The sequence below is a fragment of the Pseudomonas sp. NY11955 genome (assembly GCF_048068035.1).
GTDB lineage: Bacteria > Pseudomonadota > Gammaproteobacteria > Pseudomonadales > Pseudomonadaceae > Aquipseudomonas.
Window position 1 is genome coordinate 97,600 of record NZ_JBLUPS010000006.1, and the last position, 15,108, is coordinate 112,707.

A 15,108-nucleotide genomic window follows, 5' to 3' on the forward strand; every position below is an offset into this window, starting at 1 on the left:
ATTGCACTCTTGCTATTGTTGTTTGCCCGTCGACCACGAGGTGTAGCCGACGAATTCGTTATGTAGAGCGGCAGTCGCTTCCAAGCGTTTTTCAACATCCGGTCCGAGCTTCTTGCAGACCTCGTTGACCATCAGGTGCACCCACGACAGCATCGTCGAGGTGGATTCCCAGAACAGATTGAACTCGGTGGGGATGCGGAACACCTCGTCGGCATTGGCATCGGCCCAGTCACAGAAGGTGTCGGTCACCAAGGTGACCGCAATGCCAGCCTCGCGCGCCTTCTGGCACAGCATCAGGGCGTGGCGGGAATAACGGCGGGCCTCGAACACCACCAGGGCGCTGTCTTCGGCGCGGCCCAGCAGCACTTCACCGAAGTGCCCGGCGCTGATGTCGACCAGTTGCACGCCATCGCGCAGGTATTGCAGCAAGTGGCTCATGCACATGGCGATGCCTCGCTCGGTTTGAAAACCGGCGATGAACACCCGCGGCTGGCTTGCCAGGCGTTGCGCCACGTTGTGCCAGGCTGGGCTCTGGCGGTATTCGTGCACGCGCACCAGCGCGGTGATTTCCAGCTCCAGGCTGCCGGCGTTGTCGCTGGCGTCCTGGTTCTGGCGGTAATCTTGCAAGCGATCACCCACCAGCCACGGGCCATCGCCCAGATCGTTCTGCAGGTCTTGCTTAAGCGCCTTGAGGTGGGCATAACCCAAGGAGCGGCAGAAACGCCCAACGCTCGATTCGCTGACGCCCAGCTTGGCGGCAATGCTGGCCGACGTCTGGAACGGCAGTTCATGCAGGTTGGCGAGCATGTAGGTGGCGATCTTGCGGCCCGAGGCAGCGGCCCCTTCGAGGCTGTTTTCCAGGCGTTGCTTGATCGGTTGGCTCATGCTGCGGCTCCAGGGGGTCAGGCTTGGGGAGAAAATGAATGTTTTCTGTCATCAAGTCAATATTTGACAGATTGCTGTCACATGCAGGAAAGTTTTTGTCGTTGCAACGCTGTAGCCATTCCAAAATCAACAAGGAGCTTCAGATGTCCGCACCTTCCACCAGCACTGTCGTGCGCGTGCCATTTACCGAGCTGCAGGGTTTGTTGCAGGCCATCTTCCAGCGTCATGGTTGCAGCGAGGCCGTGGCCCGGGTGCTGGCCCACAACTGCGCCAGCGCCCAGCGTGATGGCGCACATAGCCATGGGGTGTTCCGCATGCCCGGTTATGTGTCGACCCTGGCCAGCGGTTGGGTCGATGGCCAGGCCACGCCAAAGGTCAGCGACGTGGCGGCCGGCTATGTACGTGTCGATGCCGCGGGCGGTTTTGCCCAGCCGGCCCTGGCGGCGGCCCGTGAGCTGCTGGTGGCCAAGGCGCGCAACGCAGGCATTGCCGTGCTGGCGATCCACAACTCGCACCACTTCGCCGCGCTGTGGCCGGATGTAGAGCCGTTCGCCGAAGAGGGCCTGGTTGCCCTCAGCGTGGTCAACAGCATGACCTGCGTGGTGCCCCATGGTGCGCGCAAGCCACTGTTCGGCACCAACCCCATCGCTTTTGCCGCGCCTTGCGCCGAACATGACCCGATCGTCTTCGACATGGCTACCAGTGCCATGGCCCATGGCGACGTGCAGATCGCTGCGCGGGCGGGCCAGCAGTTGCCTGAAGGCATGGGCGTGGATGCCAATGGCGCACCGACCACAGAGCCCAAGGCGATTCTGGAAGGCGGCGCCTTGCTGCCGTTTGGCGGGCACAAGGGCTCGGCCCTGTCGATGATGGTCGAGTTGCTGGCTGCGGCGCTGACTGGTGGGCACTTCTCCTGGGAGTTCGACTGGTCGGGGCACCCGGGGGCGAAGACGCCGTGGACCGGGCAACTGATCATCGTCATCGATCCAAGCAAGGCCGAGGGCGAGCGGTTTGCCCAACGCAGCCGCGAACTGGTGGAGCAGATGCAGGCGGTGGGGCTGACGCGCATGCCGGGCGAACGGCGTTACCGCGAGCGCGAGGTGGCCGAGGAGGAGGGGGTGGCGGTGACAGAGCAAGAGTTGCAGGGCCTGAAAGCGCTGCTTGGCTGACCGCTCCATCGTCCGGCCATGCAATGTTGCATAGACAACCTTGCACATTAGTGGATGTTCCTGAGCCCACTCTCCGGGTATGCTCAGGTCTGCCTTTTCGAACTGTCCTGATCCAAGGAGCTGCACGCTGTGTTCAAACATGTCGATGCCTATGCCGGCGACCCGATCCTCTCGTTGATGGAAACCTTCAAGGCCGACCCGCGCGCCGACAAGGTCAACCTGAGTATCGGCCTGTACTACGATGAGGCCGGCGTGGTGCCGCAACTGGCGGCTGTGGATGCGGTGGAAAAGCGCATTGCCGGCCAGGACCACGAAGCCTCCCTGTACCTGCCCATGGAAGGCTTGGCCAGCTACCGCCAGGCGATTCAGGCGCTGCTGTTCGGTGCCGATCACCCCGCCGTGACGGGCGGCCGCGTGGCCACTGTGCAGACCGTAGGTGGCTCCGGCGCCCTGAAAGTCGGTGCTGACTTCCTCAAGCGCTACTTCCCGCAGTCCGAAGTCTGGGTCAGCAACCCAACCTGGGACAACCACCGCGCCATCTTCGAAGGCGCAGGCTTCAAGGTGCACACCTACCCGTACTTCGACCAAGCCACCCGTGGCGTGGACTTCGACGGCATGCTGGCCACCCTGCAGACCCTGCCGGCCAACAGCGTGGTGCTGCTGCACCCGTGCTGCCACAACCCTACCGGCGCCGACCTGGAACAGCACCAGTGGCAACAAGTGGTGGAAGTGGTCAAGGCGCGCCAGCTGATCCCGTTCCTCGACATCGCCTACCAGGGCTTCGCCGAAGGCCTGGTGGAAGACGCCTACGCCATCCGTGAAATGGCCCGTGCCGGTGTGCCGTGCCTGGTCAGCAACTCGTTCTCGAAAATCTTCTCGCTGTACGGCGAGCGGGTAGGCGGCCTGTCGGTGGTGTGCGATGACGACGCCACGGCCCAGAGCGTGCTTGGCCAATTGAAGGCCACCGTGCGCCGCAACTACTCCAGCCCGCCCAACTTCGGTGCCCAGCTGGTGGCTGGCGTACTGAGCGATGCAGGCCTCAATGCCCAGTGGGCCGAAGAAGTGGAAGTGATGCGCAAGCGTATCCTCGACATGCGCCAGGCGCTGGTCGATGCCCTGGCCGTTTTGCTGCCAGGCCAGGACTTCCAGTTCTTCCTGCGCCAGCGTGGCATGTTCAGCTACACCGGCTTCAGCGTCGAGCAGGTGCGTCGCCTGCGTGACGAGTTCGGCGTGTACCTGATCGACAGCGGCCGCGTGTGCATGTCCGGCCTGCGCCCGGCCAACCTGCAACGGGTTGCCGAAGCGTTCGCCGCCGTTCAGAAGTAAAACGGTAGCGGGCCGCCTTGCGGCCCGCTCTCCCATCGCTGCCCGTACACCCTGCTTGTAAAGACAAGTGCAACCGCTCCTCGGAAAAGGGCTTCGCAAGTGCAACCTTTCCGTGCACAATCGCGCCCCTCTTCCCCGGTTGAGTTGGGCGAAACGTCTATTTCGCCATTCTCAGCCTGTTGCAGTCTTGCGAGTGGAGCTTCACCCGGAATGAATGAGCAGGCCCCAAGCGTTGAACAACGCTTTGCAGAATCGACCCCCGCCACCCTTGGCAGCTGGGCGCGTCACGACACCACCTGGATGCTGGGCCTGTTCGGCACAGCCATTGGCGCGGGAACCCTGTTCCTGCCGATCAACGCCGGCCTTGGCGGCTTCTGGCCGCTGCTGATCCTGGCCATCCTGGCCTTCCCGATGACGTACTTTGCCCACCGTGGGTTGACCCGTTTCGTCCTGTCGGGGCGCAACGGTGGCGACATCACCGAAGTGGTCAAGGAGCACTTCGGCAGCACCGCCGGTGCCTCGATCACCGTGCTGTACTTCTTCGCCATCTTCCCCATCCTGCTTATCTATAGCGTGGCGCTGACCAACACCGTGTCCAGCTTCATGGAGCACCAGTTGCACATGCAGCCGCCGCCGCGGGCCATCCTGTCGTTCGTGCTGATCCTCGGCCTGCTGGCCATTGTGCGCTGCGGCGAGCAGGCCACGGTCAAGGTCATGAGCCTGCTTGTGTACCCGTTCATCGTCGCCCTCGCCTTGCTGGGCCTGTACCTGGTGCCGCACTGGACCGGTGGCATCCTCGACAGCGCCACCCAGGTGCCGCCGGCCTCGGCCTTCCTGCACACCCTGTGGCTGGCCATTCCGGTGATGGTGTTCTCGTTCAACCACTCGCCGATCATCTCGGCCTTTGCCGTTGACCAGAAGCGCCGCTACGGCGAGCACGCCGATGAGCGCAGCGGCCAGATCCTGCGCCGTGCGCATCTGCTGATGGTGGTGATGGTGCTGTTCTTCGTGTTCAGCTGCGTGCTCACCCTGAGCAGCGCCCAGCTGGCCGAAGCCAAGGCACAGAACCTGTCGATCCTGTCGTACCTGGCCAACCACTTCAGCAACCCGACCATCGCGTTCGCAGCGCCCCTGATCGCCTTCGTGGCCATCGCCAAGTCGTTCCTTGGCCACTATATCGGTGCCAGCGAAGGCCTGAAGGGCATCATCGTCAAGACCGGCGCGCGCCCGGGTGCCAAAACCCTGGACCGCGTGGTTGCCGCGCTGATGCTGGTGGTGTGCTGGATCGTCGCCACCCTCAACCCGAGCATCCTGGGCATGATCGAGTCGCTCGGCGGCCCGATCCTCGCGGTGCTGCTGTTCCTGATGCCGATGTACGCCATTCACCGTGTACCGTCGATGCGCAAGTACAGTGGCGCGGCGTCCAACGTGTTCGTCGTGGTGGTTGGCCTGGTTGCACTGACCTCGGTGGTGTACGGCCTGCTGAGCTGATTCGCTGCCTTTAACAAAGAATGCCCGGGGCGCTTGTTGCCATCCGGGCATTTTTTTGTCCACAAGAATTGTCCGGCAATAGAACAATTTTACCTGCCCCCATAGGCACCCGGTCGCCTTCATGCTTAACTCAGTGTCCTTTTCAAACCCCGCATAAGGATTTCGTCATGGCTCAAGTGACTCTCAAAGGCAACCCGGTTCAGGTCAACGGCAACCTGCCACAGGCCGGCGCCCAGGCTCCGGCTTTCTCCCTGGTGGGTGAAGGCCTGGCTGACAAGTCGCTGAAGGACTACGCAGGCAAGCGCAAAGTGTTGAACATCTTCCCAAGCGTCGACACTCCCACCTGCGCCACCTCCGTGCGCAAGTTCAACGCCCAGGCCAACGATGTGGCCAACACCGTGGTGCTGTGCATCTCCGCCGACCTGCCATTCGCCCAGGCTCGCTTCTGCGGTGCTGAAGGCCTGGACAACGTGAAGAACCTGTCGACCCTGCGTGGTCGCGAATTCCTCGAAAACTACGGCGTCGCCATCGCCGACGGCCCACTGGCCGGCCTGGCCGCCCGCGCTGTGGTGGTACTGGACGAGAACGACAAGGTGCTGCACAGCGAGCTGGTGGGCGAAATTGCCGACGAGCCGAACTACGATGCAGCGCTGGCTGTCCTGAAGTAAGGGTTGTGGGGCAGGGCGGGCACCAGCCCTTCACCGGTCCTGTAGGAGCAGCCTTGTGCTGCGAAGAGGCCGGTAAACCCAGTAGAGATGCATGGGCTGTACTGGCCCCTTCGCAGCACAAGGCTGCTCCTACAAGGGGCTGTACTGTCCTGGGGAAGCAGCCGGTACAGGCAACGCAAACCTTTTAGCCCGCCTTCGCTCCAAGCAACACCCTGTAACGGCCCGGAACGCGTTCCGGGCCGTTTTCATTTAAAGTTCAAACTCTTGGCAACGTCAGGCAAAGGTAAACCTCTGGTAAAGGCCCTTTGCTAAAACGATGCCAGTGCTTATCGTTCACCCTCCCAAAGTCGTCATTCCGAACAAGGTTCGTTCAACCCATGCAAGCGTCCAATTCCCGTTCCCCTCGTCGCTGGCTCGTCGGCCTGCTGATCCTGCTGCTGGTGGCTGCCCTGGCCTGGTGGCTGTGGCCTGCAGCAACGCCTGCGCATAAAGAAGCCGGCGGCGGCGGGCGCGGCGGCAAGGGCATGGGCATGATGGGTGGCCGCCCAGGCTTCGGCGGCTCCAGCGACCCGGTGCCAGTGCGCGTCGAGCCGGTGCGGGTGGGTGACTTCCCGCTGTACTACAAGGCCTTGGGCACGGTTACAGCGACCAACACAGTCAATGTGCGTAGCCGCGTGGCTGGCGAACTGGTGAAAATTCACTTCAAGGAAGGTCAGCAGGTCAAGGCCGGCGACCTGCTCGCCGAAATCGACCCACGTTCGTACCGCATCGCTCTGCAGCAAGCCGAGGGCACCTTGGCGCAGAACCAGGCGCAGCTGAAGAACGCCCAGGTCGACCTGGCCCGCTATAAAGGCTTGTACGCCGAAGACAGTATCGCCAAGCAAACCCTCGACACCGCCGAAGCGCAGGTGGCGCAGTTCCAGGGGCTGGTCAAGACCAATCAGGCACAGGTCAACGACGCTCGCCTGAACCTCGATTTCACCCAGATTCGTTCGCCGATCAACGGCCGTGTGGGCCTGCGCCAACTCGACCTGGGCAACCTGGTGGCCGCCAACGACGCCACCGCACTGGTGGTGATTACCCAGACCGAGCCGATCAGCGTCGCCTTTACTCTGCCGGAAACCGAGCTGAGCACCGTACTGGAGCGCTACCGCAGTGGCGCCAGCCTGCCGGTCGAGGCCTGGGACCGCAGTGACAGCAAGCTGCAGTCCACTGGTGTGCTGGGCAGCATCGACAACCAGATCGACACCGCCACTGGCACCCTGAAGTTCAAGGGCCGTTTCGAGAACAAAGACCTGGCCCTGTTCCCCAACCAGTTCGTCAATGTGCGCCTGCTGGCCGACACCCTCAAACAAGTGGTCATGGCCCCGGCTGCAGCTATCCAGTTCGGCAACGACGGCACCTTTGCCTATGTGGTCAACGCCGAAAGCACCGTGAACGTGCGCAAGCTCAAGGTTGGCGCCAGCGATGGCGAGAACAGCGTTATCCTCGACGGCCTGAAAGCCGGCGACCGCCTGGTGCTGGAAGGCACCGACCGCCTGCGCGAAGGTACCAAGGTGGAAGTGGTGGAAGACAGCTCGCAAGTGCCAACCACGCCCGGCCAGCACTTGCAAGGGCAGGAAGCCAAGGGCTCGGCGCACACAGGTGAAACACAGCCCGATCACGCAGCGGGCAAGGCGGGCGCATGAACCTCTCGCGCCTGTTCATCCTGCGGCCAGTCGCCACCACGCTGAGCATGCTGGCCATCGTCCTGGCCGGCCTGATCGCCTACAAACTGCTGCCGGTTTCCGCCTTGCCGCAGGTGGATTACCCGACCATCCGCGTCATGACCTTGTACCCCGGCGCCAGCCCACAGGTGATGACCAGCGCCGTCACCGCACCCCTGGAGCGCCAGTTCGGCCAGATGCCAGGCCTGGAGCAGATGGCCTCGACCAGCTCCGGTGGCGCATCGGTGCTGACCCTGCGTTTCAACCTCGACATGAACATGGACGTTGCCGAGCAACAGGTGCAGGCCGCGATCAACGCCGCCAGCAACTTGCTGCCCAGCGACTTGCCGGCACCGCCGGTGTACAACAAGGTCAACCCGGCCGACACCCCGGTGCTGACCCTGGCCATCTCCAGCAAGACCATGCCGCTGCCCAAGCTCAACGACCTGGTCGATACACGCGTGGCGCAAAAGCTTGCGCAGATCAGCGGCGTGGGCATGGTCAGCATTGCCGGCGGCCAGCGTCAGGCGGTGCGGATCAAGGTCAACGTCGACGCCCTGGCGGCCAACGGCCTGAACCTGGACGACGTGCGTACCCTGATCGGCGCTTCGAACGTCAACCAGCCCAAAGGCAACTTCGACGGCCCGACCCGGGTGTCGATGCTCGATGCCAACGACCAGCTGCGTTCCCCCGAGGAATACGCCAACCTGATCCTGGCCTACAACAACGGTGCGCCGCTGCGCCTGAAAGACGTGGCCGAAATCGTCGACGGTGCCGAAAACGAACGCCTGGCCGCTTGGGCCAACGAGAACCATGCGGTGCTGCTGAACATCCAGCGCCAGCCAGGTGCCAACGTCATCGAAGTGGTCGACCGCATCAAGGACCTGCTTCCGTCGATCACCGACAACCTGCCGGCCGGCCTCGATGTATCGGTGCTGACCGACCGCACCCAAACCATCCGCGCCGCGGTCAAGGACGTGCAGCACGAACTGCTGATCGCCATCGTGCTGGTGGTGATGGTCACCTTCGTCTTCCTGCGCCGCTTCAGCGCCACCCTCATTCCGTCGATTGCCGTGCCTCTGTCGCTGATCGGCACCTTCGGGGTGATGTACCTGGCCGGTTTCTCGGTCAACAACCTGACACTGATGGCCCTGACCATCGCCACCGGCTTCGTGGTCGATGATGCCATCGTCATGCTGGAGAACATCTCCCGGCATATCGAAGAGGGCGAGACGCCGATGCAGGCGGCGCTCAAGGGCGCCCGGCAGATCGGCTTCACCCTGATTTCGCTGACGTTCTCGCTGATTGCGGTACTGATCCCGCTGCTGTTCATGGCTGACGTGGTCGGCCGCTTGTTCCGCGAGTTCGCCATCACCCTGGCGGTGGCTATCCTGATTTCCCTGGTGGTGTCTCTGACCCTGACGCCGATGATGTGCGCGCGCCTGCTCAAGCGCGAGCCCAGGGAAGAAGAACAAGGCCGCTTCTACCGCGCCAGCGGCGCCTGGATCGACTGGTTGATCAAGCATTACGGCAGTGCCCTGCAGTGGGTGCTCAAGCACCAGCCGCTGACCCTGCTGGTGGCGGTGGCCAGCCTGGCGTTGACGGTGTTGCTGTACATGGTGGTGCCCAAGGGCTTCTTCCCGGTGCAGGACACCGGGGTGATCCAGGGTATTTCCGAAGCGCCCCAGTCCACCTCGTTCGCCGCCATGAGCGAGCGCCAGCAGGCGCTGAGCAAGGTGATCCTGCAAGACCCCGCCGTGCAAAGCCTGTCGTCCTACATCGGCGTCGATGGCGACAATGCCACGCTCAACAGCGGCCGCCTGCTGATCAACCTCAAGCCCCACGGCGAGCGCGATGTCACCGCCAGCGAAGTGATCAGCCGCCTGCAGCCGCAAGTCGACCGGCTGGTGGGCATCCGCCTGTTCATGCAGCCGGTGCAGGACCTGAGCATCGAGGACCGGGTCAGCCGTACCCAGTACCAGTTCAGCCTGTCGTCGCCGGACGCCGACCTGCTGGCACAGTGGAGCGGCAAACTGGTGCAGGCGCTGCAGCAGCGCCCGGAGCTGGCCGATGTGGCCAGCGACCTGCAGGACAAGGGCCTGCAGGTGTACCTGGTGATCGACCGTGACATGGCCAGCCGCCTGGGCATTACCGTGGCGCAGATCACCAACGCCCTGTATGACGCTTTTGGCCAGCGGCAGATCTCGACCATCTACACCCAGGCCAGCCAGTACCGCGTGGTGCTGCAGTCGCAGGATGCCGCCGTGATCGGCCCGCAGGCGCTGGAGTCGATCCACGTCAAGGCCACCGATGGCGGCCAGGTGCGCCTGTCGGCGCTGGCGCGCATCGAGCAGCGCCAGGCGCAGCTGGCCATTTCCCATATCGGCCAGTTCCCGGCGGTTACCCTGTCGTTCAACCTGGCCCACGGTGCATCGCTGGGCGAGGCGGTGCAGGTGATCGAGCAGGTGCAGAAGGACATCGGCATGCCGCTGGGAGTGCAAACCCGCTTCCAGGGCGCGGCGGAGGCCTTCCAGGCGTCGCTGTCGAGCACCTTGCTGCTGATCCTGGCGGCGGTGGTGACCATGTACATCGTGCTGGGCGTGTTGTACGAAAGCTACATCCACCCGGTGACCATCCTTTCGACCTTGCCATCGGCCGCGGTGGGGGCCTTGCTGGCCTTGCTGATCAGTGGCAACGACCTGGGCATGATCGCCATCATCGGCATCATCCTGCTGATCGGCATCGTCAAGAAAAACGCGATCATGATGATCGACTTCGCCCTGGAAGCCGAACGCCATCAGGGCATGAGCCCGCGCGATGCCATCTATCAGGCGGCGCTGCTGCGCTTCCGGCCGATCCTGATGACCACCCTGGCCGCGCTGTTCGGTGCGGTGCCGCTGATGCTCGCCACGGGTTCCGGCGCTGAGCTTCGCCAGCCGCTGGGCCTGGTGATGGTCGGTGGGCTGCTGGTCAGCCAGGTGCTGACGCTGTTCACCACCCCGGTCATCTACCTGTACTTCGATCGCCTGGCCCGCCGCTGGCGCCCGGCCACTGACGTGAAGCAGGCCGAGGCATGAACCTGTCCGGTCCTTTCATCCGTCGCCCGGTGGCGACCATGCTGTTGAGCCTGGCGATCATGCTGCTGGGTGGCGTCAGCTTCGGCTTGCTGCCGGTGGCGCCACTGCCACAAATGGACTTCCCGGTGATCGTGGTGTCGGCCAACCTGTCCGGCGCCAGCCCCGAGGTCATGGCCTCCACCGTGGCCACGCCGCTGGAGCGCAAGCTGGGTAGCATCGCTGGCGTCACCACCCTCACCAGCAGCTCCAACCAAGGCTCCATGCGGGTGGTGATCGGCTTCGAGATGGGCCGTGATATCGACGGCGCGGCGCGCGAGGTGCAGGCGGCGATCAACGCCACCCGCAACCTGCTGCCCAGCGGCATGCGCAGCATGCCCACCTACAAGAAGATCAACCCGTCACAGGCGCCGATCATGGTGCTGTCGCTGACCTCGGATGTGCTGCAGAAGGGCCAGCTGTATGACTTGGCCGACACCATCCTGTCGCAGAGCCTGGCCCAGGTGTCGGGGGTAGGGGAGGTGCAGATCGGTGGCAGTTCGCTGCCCGCCGTGCGCATTGCCGTCGAGCCGCAGTTGCTCAACCAGTACAACCTGTCGTTGGACGAGGTGCGCACGGCGGTGTCCAACGCCAACCAGCGTCGGCCCATGGGCTTTGTCGAGGACGCCGAGCGCAATTGGCAGGTGCGCGCCAACGACCAGCTGGAAAGCGCCAAGGACTACGAGCCGGTGGTGATTCGCCAGCAGAACGGCACTATCCTGCGTCTGTCCGACGTGGCGACCATTACCGACGGGGTCGAAAACCGCTACAACAGTGGCTTCTTCAATGACCAGGCAGCAGTGCTGCTGGTGGTCAACCGCCAGACCGGCGCCAACATCATCGAAACGGTCGACCAGATCAAGGCGCAGTTGCCAGCCCTGCAGTCGTTGCTGCCAGCCAGCGTGCAACTGAACGTGGCCATGGACCGCTCGCCGGTGATCAAGGCCACCCTGAAAGAGGCCGAGCACACCCTGTTGATCGCGGTCGTGCTGGTTATCCTGGTGGTCTACCTGTTCCTCGGTAGCCTGCGCGCCTCGCTGATTCCCAGCCTGGCGGTGCCGGTATCGCTGGTGGGTACATTCGCGGTGATGTACCTGTGCGGGTTCTCGCTCAACAACCTGTCGCTGATGGCGCTGATTCTCGCCACCGGGCTGGTGGTGGACGACGCCATCGTGGTGCTGGAAAACATCTCCAGGCACATCGAGGATGGCCAACCGCCCATGAAGGCAGCCTTCCTCGGCGCCAAGGAAGTGGGTTTCACCTTGCTGTCGATGAACGTGTCGTTGGTGGCGGTGTTTGTCTCCATCCTGTTCATGGGCGGGATTGTGCGCAACCTGTTCCAGGAGTTTTCCATTACCCTGGCGGCGGCGATCATCGTCTCGCTGGTGGTGTCGCTTACCCTCACGCCGATGCTCTGTGCCCGGTGGCTCAAGCCGCACCAGGCCGAGCAGACCCGCCTGCAGCGCTGGAGCGACAAGCTGCACCAGCGCATGGTCAATGCCTATGACCGCAGCCTGGGCTGGGCCATTCGCCACAAGCGCCTGACCCTGTTCAGTCTGCTGGCCACCATTGGCCTCAACATCGCCCTGTACGTGGTGGTGCCCAAGACGCTGATGCCGCAGCAGGACACCGGCCAGTTGATGGGCTTCATTCGCGGCGACGACGGCCTGTCGTTCAGCGTGATGCAGCCGAAGATGGAAATTTACCGCCGTGCCTTGCTCGCCGACCCGGCCGTGCAGAGCGTTGCCGGTTTCATCGGTGGCAACAGCGGCACCAACAACGCCATGGTGCTGGTGCGCCTGAAACCGATCAGCGAGCGCAAGATCGATGCGCAGAAAGTGATCGAGCGCCTGCGCAAGGAAATGCCCAAGGTGCCCGGCGGGCGGCTGTTCCTGATGGCCGACCAGGACTTGCAGCTGGGTGGCGGTGGGCGTGACCAGACCTCGTCGCAGTACCTGTATACCCTGCAGAGCGGCGACCTGGCGGCGTTGCGCCAGTGGTTCCCCAAGGTGGTCGCGGCGCTGCGTGCACTGCCGGAGCTGACCGCCATCGACGCCCGCGACGGTGCCGGCACCCAACAGGTGACGTTGGTGGTCGACCGTGACCAGGCCAAGCGCCTGGGCATCGACATGGACATGGTGACCACGGTTCTGAACAACGCCTACAGTCAGCGGCAGATCTCCACCATCTACGACAGCCTCAATCAGTACCAGGTGGTGCTGGAGATCAACCCGAGATACGCCTGGGACCCGAGTACCCTCGAACAAGTGCAGGTGATCACCGCCGACGGCGCCCGCGTGCCGCTGTCGACCATCGCCCGCTACGAAAACAGCCTGGCTAACGACCGGGTCAGCCACGAAGGCCAGTTCGCCTCGGAAGACATCGCCTTCGACGTCGCCGAAGGTTACAGCCCCGACCAGGCCATGGCGGCGCTGGAACGTGCGGTGGCCAAGCTGGGTTTGCCCGAGGAGGTGATTGCCAAGCTCGGCGGTACTGCCGATGCCTTTGCCAAGACCCAGCAGGGCCAGCCCTTCATGATCCTTGGCGCACTGCTGCTGGTGTACCTGGTGCTGGGCATTCTTTATGAAAGCTACATCCACCCGCTGACCATTCTCTCGACACTGCCCTCGGCTGGCGTTGGTGCCTTGCTGGCGCTGTACGTCACCGGTGGCGAGTTCAGCCTGATCTCGCTACTGGGGTTGTTCCTGCTGATCGGCGTGGTGAAGAAGAACGCCATCCTGATGATCGACCTGGCCTTGCAATTGGAACGCCACCAGGGCCTGTCACCGGAAGAGTCGATCCGCAGGGCCTGCCTGCTGCGCCTGCGGCCGATCCTGATGACCACCCTGGCGGCCATCCTCGGCGCCTTGCCGTTGCTGCTGAGCCACGCCGAAGGCGCAGAAATGCGCCAGCCGCTGGGCCTGACCATCATCGGTGGCCTGGTGTTCAGCCAGGTCCTCACCCTTTACACGACGCCGGTGGTCTACCTGTACCTGGACCGCCTGCGCCACCGTTTCAACCGTTGGCGCGGCGTGCGCACCGACGCCGCCCTGGAAACCCCGCTATGACTTTTGCCCAGACCCCACTTCACCGTGCCCTGCAAGCGCTGACCCGTGGGCGTGGCTCGCGCCTGCTCGGCGCCGGGTTGTGCGTGGCCTTGCTCAGTGCCTGTACCCTGAGCCCGGACTACCACCGCCCCGAGCTGAACAGCACGGCGACGCAGTTCAAGCACGCCGAAGGCTGGACCCAGGCGACGCCGTCCGACGCCATCGCCCGCGGCGCCTGGTGGGAAATCTACGGCGACGCCGGGCTCAATGCGCTGGTCGAGGAGCTTAACCGCAGCAACCAGACCGTGGCGCAATCAGAAGCCCAGTATCGCCAGGCCCAGGCGCTGGTGCGCAGCAGCCGAGCGGCGCTGTTCCCCAGCCTGGACCTTAGCACCAGCAAGAACCGCTCGGCGCAGGGTACCGGCAGCTCCAGTTCCAGCCTGTCGAACAACAGCAGTGGCATTCGCAACACCTACAACGCGCAGTTGGGCGTGAGCTGGGAAATCGACCTGTGGGGCAAGCTGCGGGAAACCATGAATGCCAACGAGGCCAGTGCCCAAGCCAGCTTCGCCGACCTTGCTTCGATCCGCTTGAGCCAGCAGTCGGAACTAGTGCAGAACTACCTGCAGTTGCGGGTTATCGACGAGCAGAAGCGCTTGCTGGAAGCTACCGTGGCGGCTTATGAGCGCTCGCTTCGCATGAACGAAAACCAGTACCGCGCCGGTGTCGCCGGCCCGGATGCGGTGGCCCAGGCCCGCACTCAGCTCAAAAGCACCCAGGCTGACCTGATCGACCTGATCTGGCAGCGTGCGCAATTCGAGAACGCCATTGCCGTGCTGCTGGGCAAGACCCCAGCCGACTTTGCCTTGGCCGATAGCAAAGATATCCCGGCGCTCCCGCAGATTCCGGTTTCGCTGCCTTCGCAGTTGCTGGAGCGACGCCCGGACATCGCTGCAGCCGAACGCAACGTGATGGCGGCCAACGCCAACATCGGCGTGTCGCGGGCAGCGTATTTCCCGGACCTCAGCCTGAGCATGAGTGGTGGTTACTCCAGCAGCAGCTTCAGCAACTGGATCGAATTGCCTAACCGCTACTGGTCGGTAGGCCCACAGCTGGCACTGACCCTGTTCGACGCCGGCAAACGCAGCGCCGAGGTCGACCGCACGGTGGCGGTGTATGACCAGACCGTGGCGCAGTACCGACAGACCGTGCTGGACGGCTTCAAGGAAGTGGAGAACCTGCTGGTTCAGTTGAAGGTGTATGGCGATGAAGCCGTCGTGCGCCAGGAGGCGCTGGATGCTGCCCGCGAGTCGCTGCGCCTGACCGAGAACCAGTACCGCGCCGGGCTGATCGGCTATCTGGATGTGGTCAACGTGCAGACCACCGCGCTGAGCAACGAGCGCAGCGTGTTGAACCTGCTGCAAGGCCGTCTGGTGGCCAGTGTGCAGTTGGTGGCAGCGCTGGGCGGCGGTTGGGATGCAGAGCAGGCGTTTGCCGAGCAAGACTGACCCGGTGTAGGAGCAGCCTTGTGCTGCGAATGGGCCGCGACGCGGCCCCGGCAATATCTGTTGCGAAGCTGCAACCTGGGGGCCGCGTCGCGGCCCATTCGCAGCACAAGGCTGCTCCTACACGGCGCATTGGATCCATTCCCATTCGCAAAAACCCCGTGCGTTTCGCTTAAGCTTGAGTACAATCGTCAGCTT

General features: G+C 63.6%; 9 protein-coding genes. 8 read left to right on the forward strand and 1 reads right to left on the reverse strand.

All coding sequences use genetic code 11. From position 1 onward, the window contains the following. Nucleotides 1-12: 12 nt before the first annotated feature. Nucleotides 13-885: a MurR/RpiR family transcriptional regulator gene (locus tag ACNFBR_RS13405; RefSeq protein ID WP_416735343.1), complete on the reverse strand. Its 873-nt coding sequence runs from the start codon at nucleotides 883-885 to the stop codon at nucleotides 13-15. Between the two features lie 143 nt (nucleotides 886-1,028). On the opposite strand from ACNFBR_RS13405, the gene ACNFBR_RS13410 reads away from it, so the two are divergent. The 8 genes from ACNFBR_RS13410 to ACNFBR_RS13445 all read left to right on the forward strand — a co-directional run bounded on the left by ACNFBR_RS13410 (nucleotide 1,029) and on the right by ACNFBR_RS13445 (nucleotide 14,913). Further along, nucleotides 1,029-2,054 (forward strand): Ldh family oxidoreductase, encoded by a 1,026-nt coding sequence (locus ACNFBR_RS13410; RefSeq protein ID WP_416735344.1) that lies wholly within the window; start codon nucleotides 1,029-1,031, stop codon nucleotides 2,052-2,054. A 129-nt stretch (nucleotides 2,055-2,183) separates the two neighbouring features. Beyond that, nucleotides 2,184-3,380: an aromatic amino acid transaminase gene (locus ACNFBR_RS13415; RefSeq protein WP_028698825.1), complete on the forward strand. Its 1,197-nt coding sequence runs from the start codon at nucleotides 2,184-2,186 to the stop codon at nucleotides 3,378-3,380. A 210-nt stretch (nucleotides 3,381-3,590) separates the two neighbouring features. Then, entirely contained in the window at nucleotides 3,591-4,871 is a 1,281-nt protein-coding gene (locus ACNFBR_RS13420; RefSeq protein WP_416735345.1) for a serine/threonine transporter, read from the forward strand. A 167-nt stretch (nucleotides 4,872-5,038) separates the two neighbouring features. Next, nucleotides 5,039-5,539, forward strand: coding sequence for a thiol peroxidase (gene tpx, locus ACNFBR_RS13425; RefSeq protein ID WP_012052082.1), 501 nt, complete (start codon nucleotides 5,039-5,041; stop codon nucleotides 5,537-5,539). 377 nt (nucleotides 5,540-5,916) lie between these two features. After that, nucleotides 5,917-7,227 (forward strand): MdtA/MuxA family multidrug efflux RND transporter periplasmic adaptor subunit, encoded by a 1,311-nt coding sequence (locus tag ACNFBR_RS13430; protein ID WP_416735346.1) that lies wholly within the window; start codon nucleotides 5,917-5,919, stop codon nucleotides 7,225-7,227. Next, on the forward strand, nucleotides 7,224-10,322 hold the full coding sequence (locus ACNFBR_RS13435) for an MdtB/MuxB family multidrug efflux RND transporter permease subunit (RefSeq protein WP_416735347.1): 3,099 nt from the start codon (nucleotides 7,224-7,226) through the stop codon (nucleotides 10,320-10,322). Before ACNFBR_RS13430 ends, ACNFBR_RS13435 begins: the two co-directional genes overlap by 4 nt. Next, a complete protein-coding gene (locus ACNFBR_RS13440) occupies nucleotides 10,319-13,426 on the forward strand; it encodes an efflux RND transporter permease subunit (protein ID WP_416735348.1) in 3,108 nt (1,035 codons plus the stop codon). Before ACNFBR_RS13435 ends, ACNFBR_RS13440 begins: the two co-directional genes overlap by 4 nt. Further along, nucleotides 13,423-14,913, forward strand: coding sequence for an efflux transporter outer membrane subunit (locus ACNFBR_RS13445; RefSeq protein ID WP_416735349.1), 1,491 nt, complete (start codon nucleotides 13,423-13,425; stop codon nucleotides 14,911-14,913). The genes ACNFBR_RS13440 and ACNFBR_RS13445 overlap by 4 nt, the downstream gene beginning before the upstream one ends. Nucleotides 14,914-15,108: the final 195 nt, after the last annotated feature.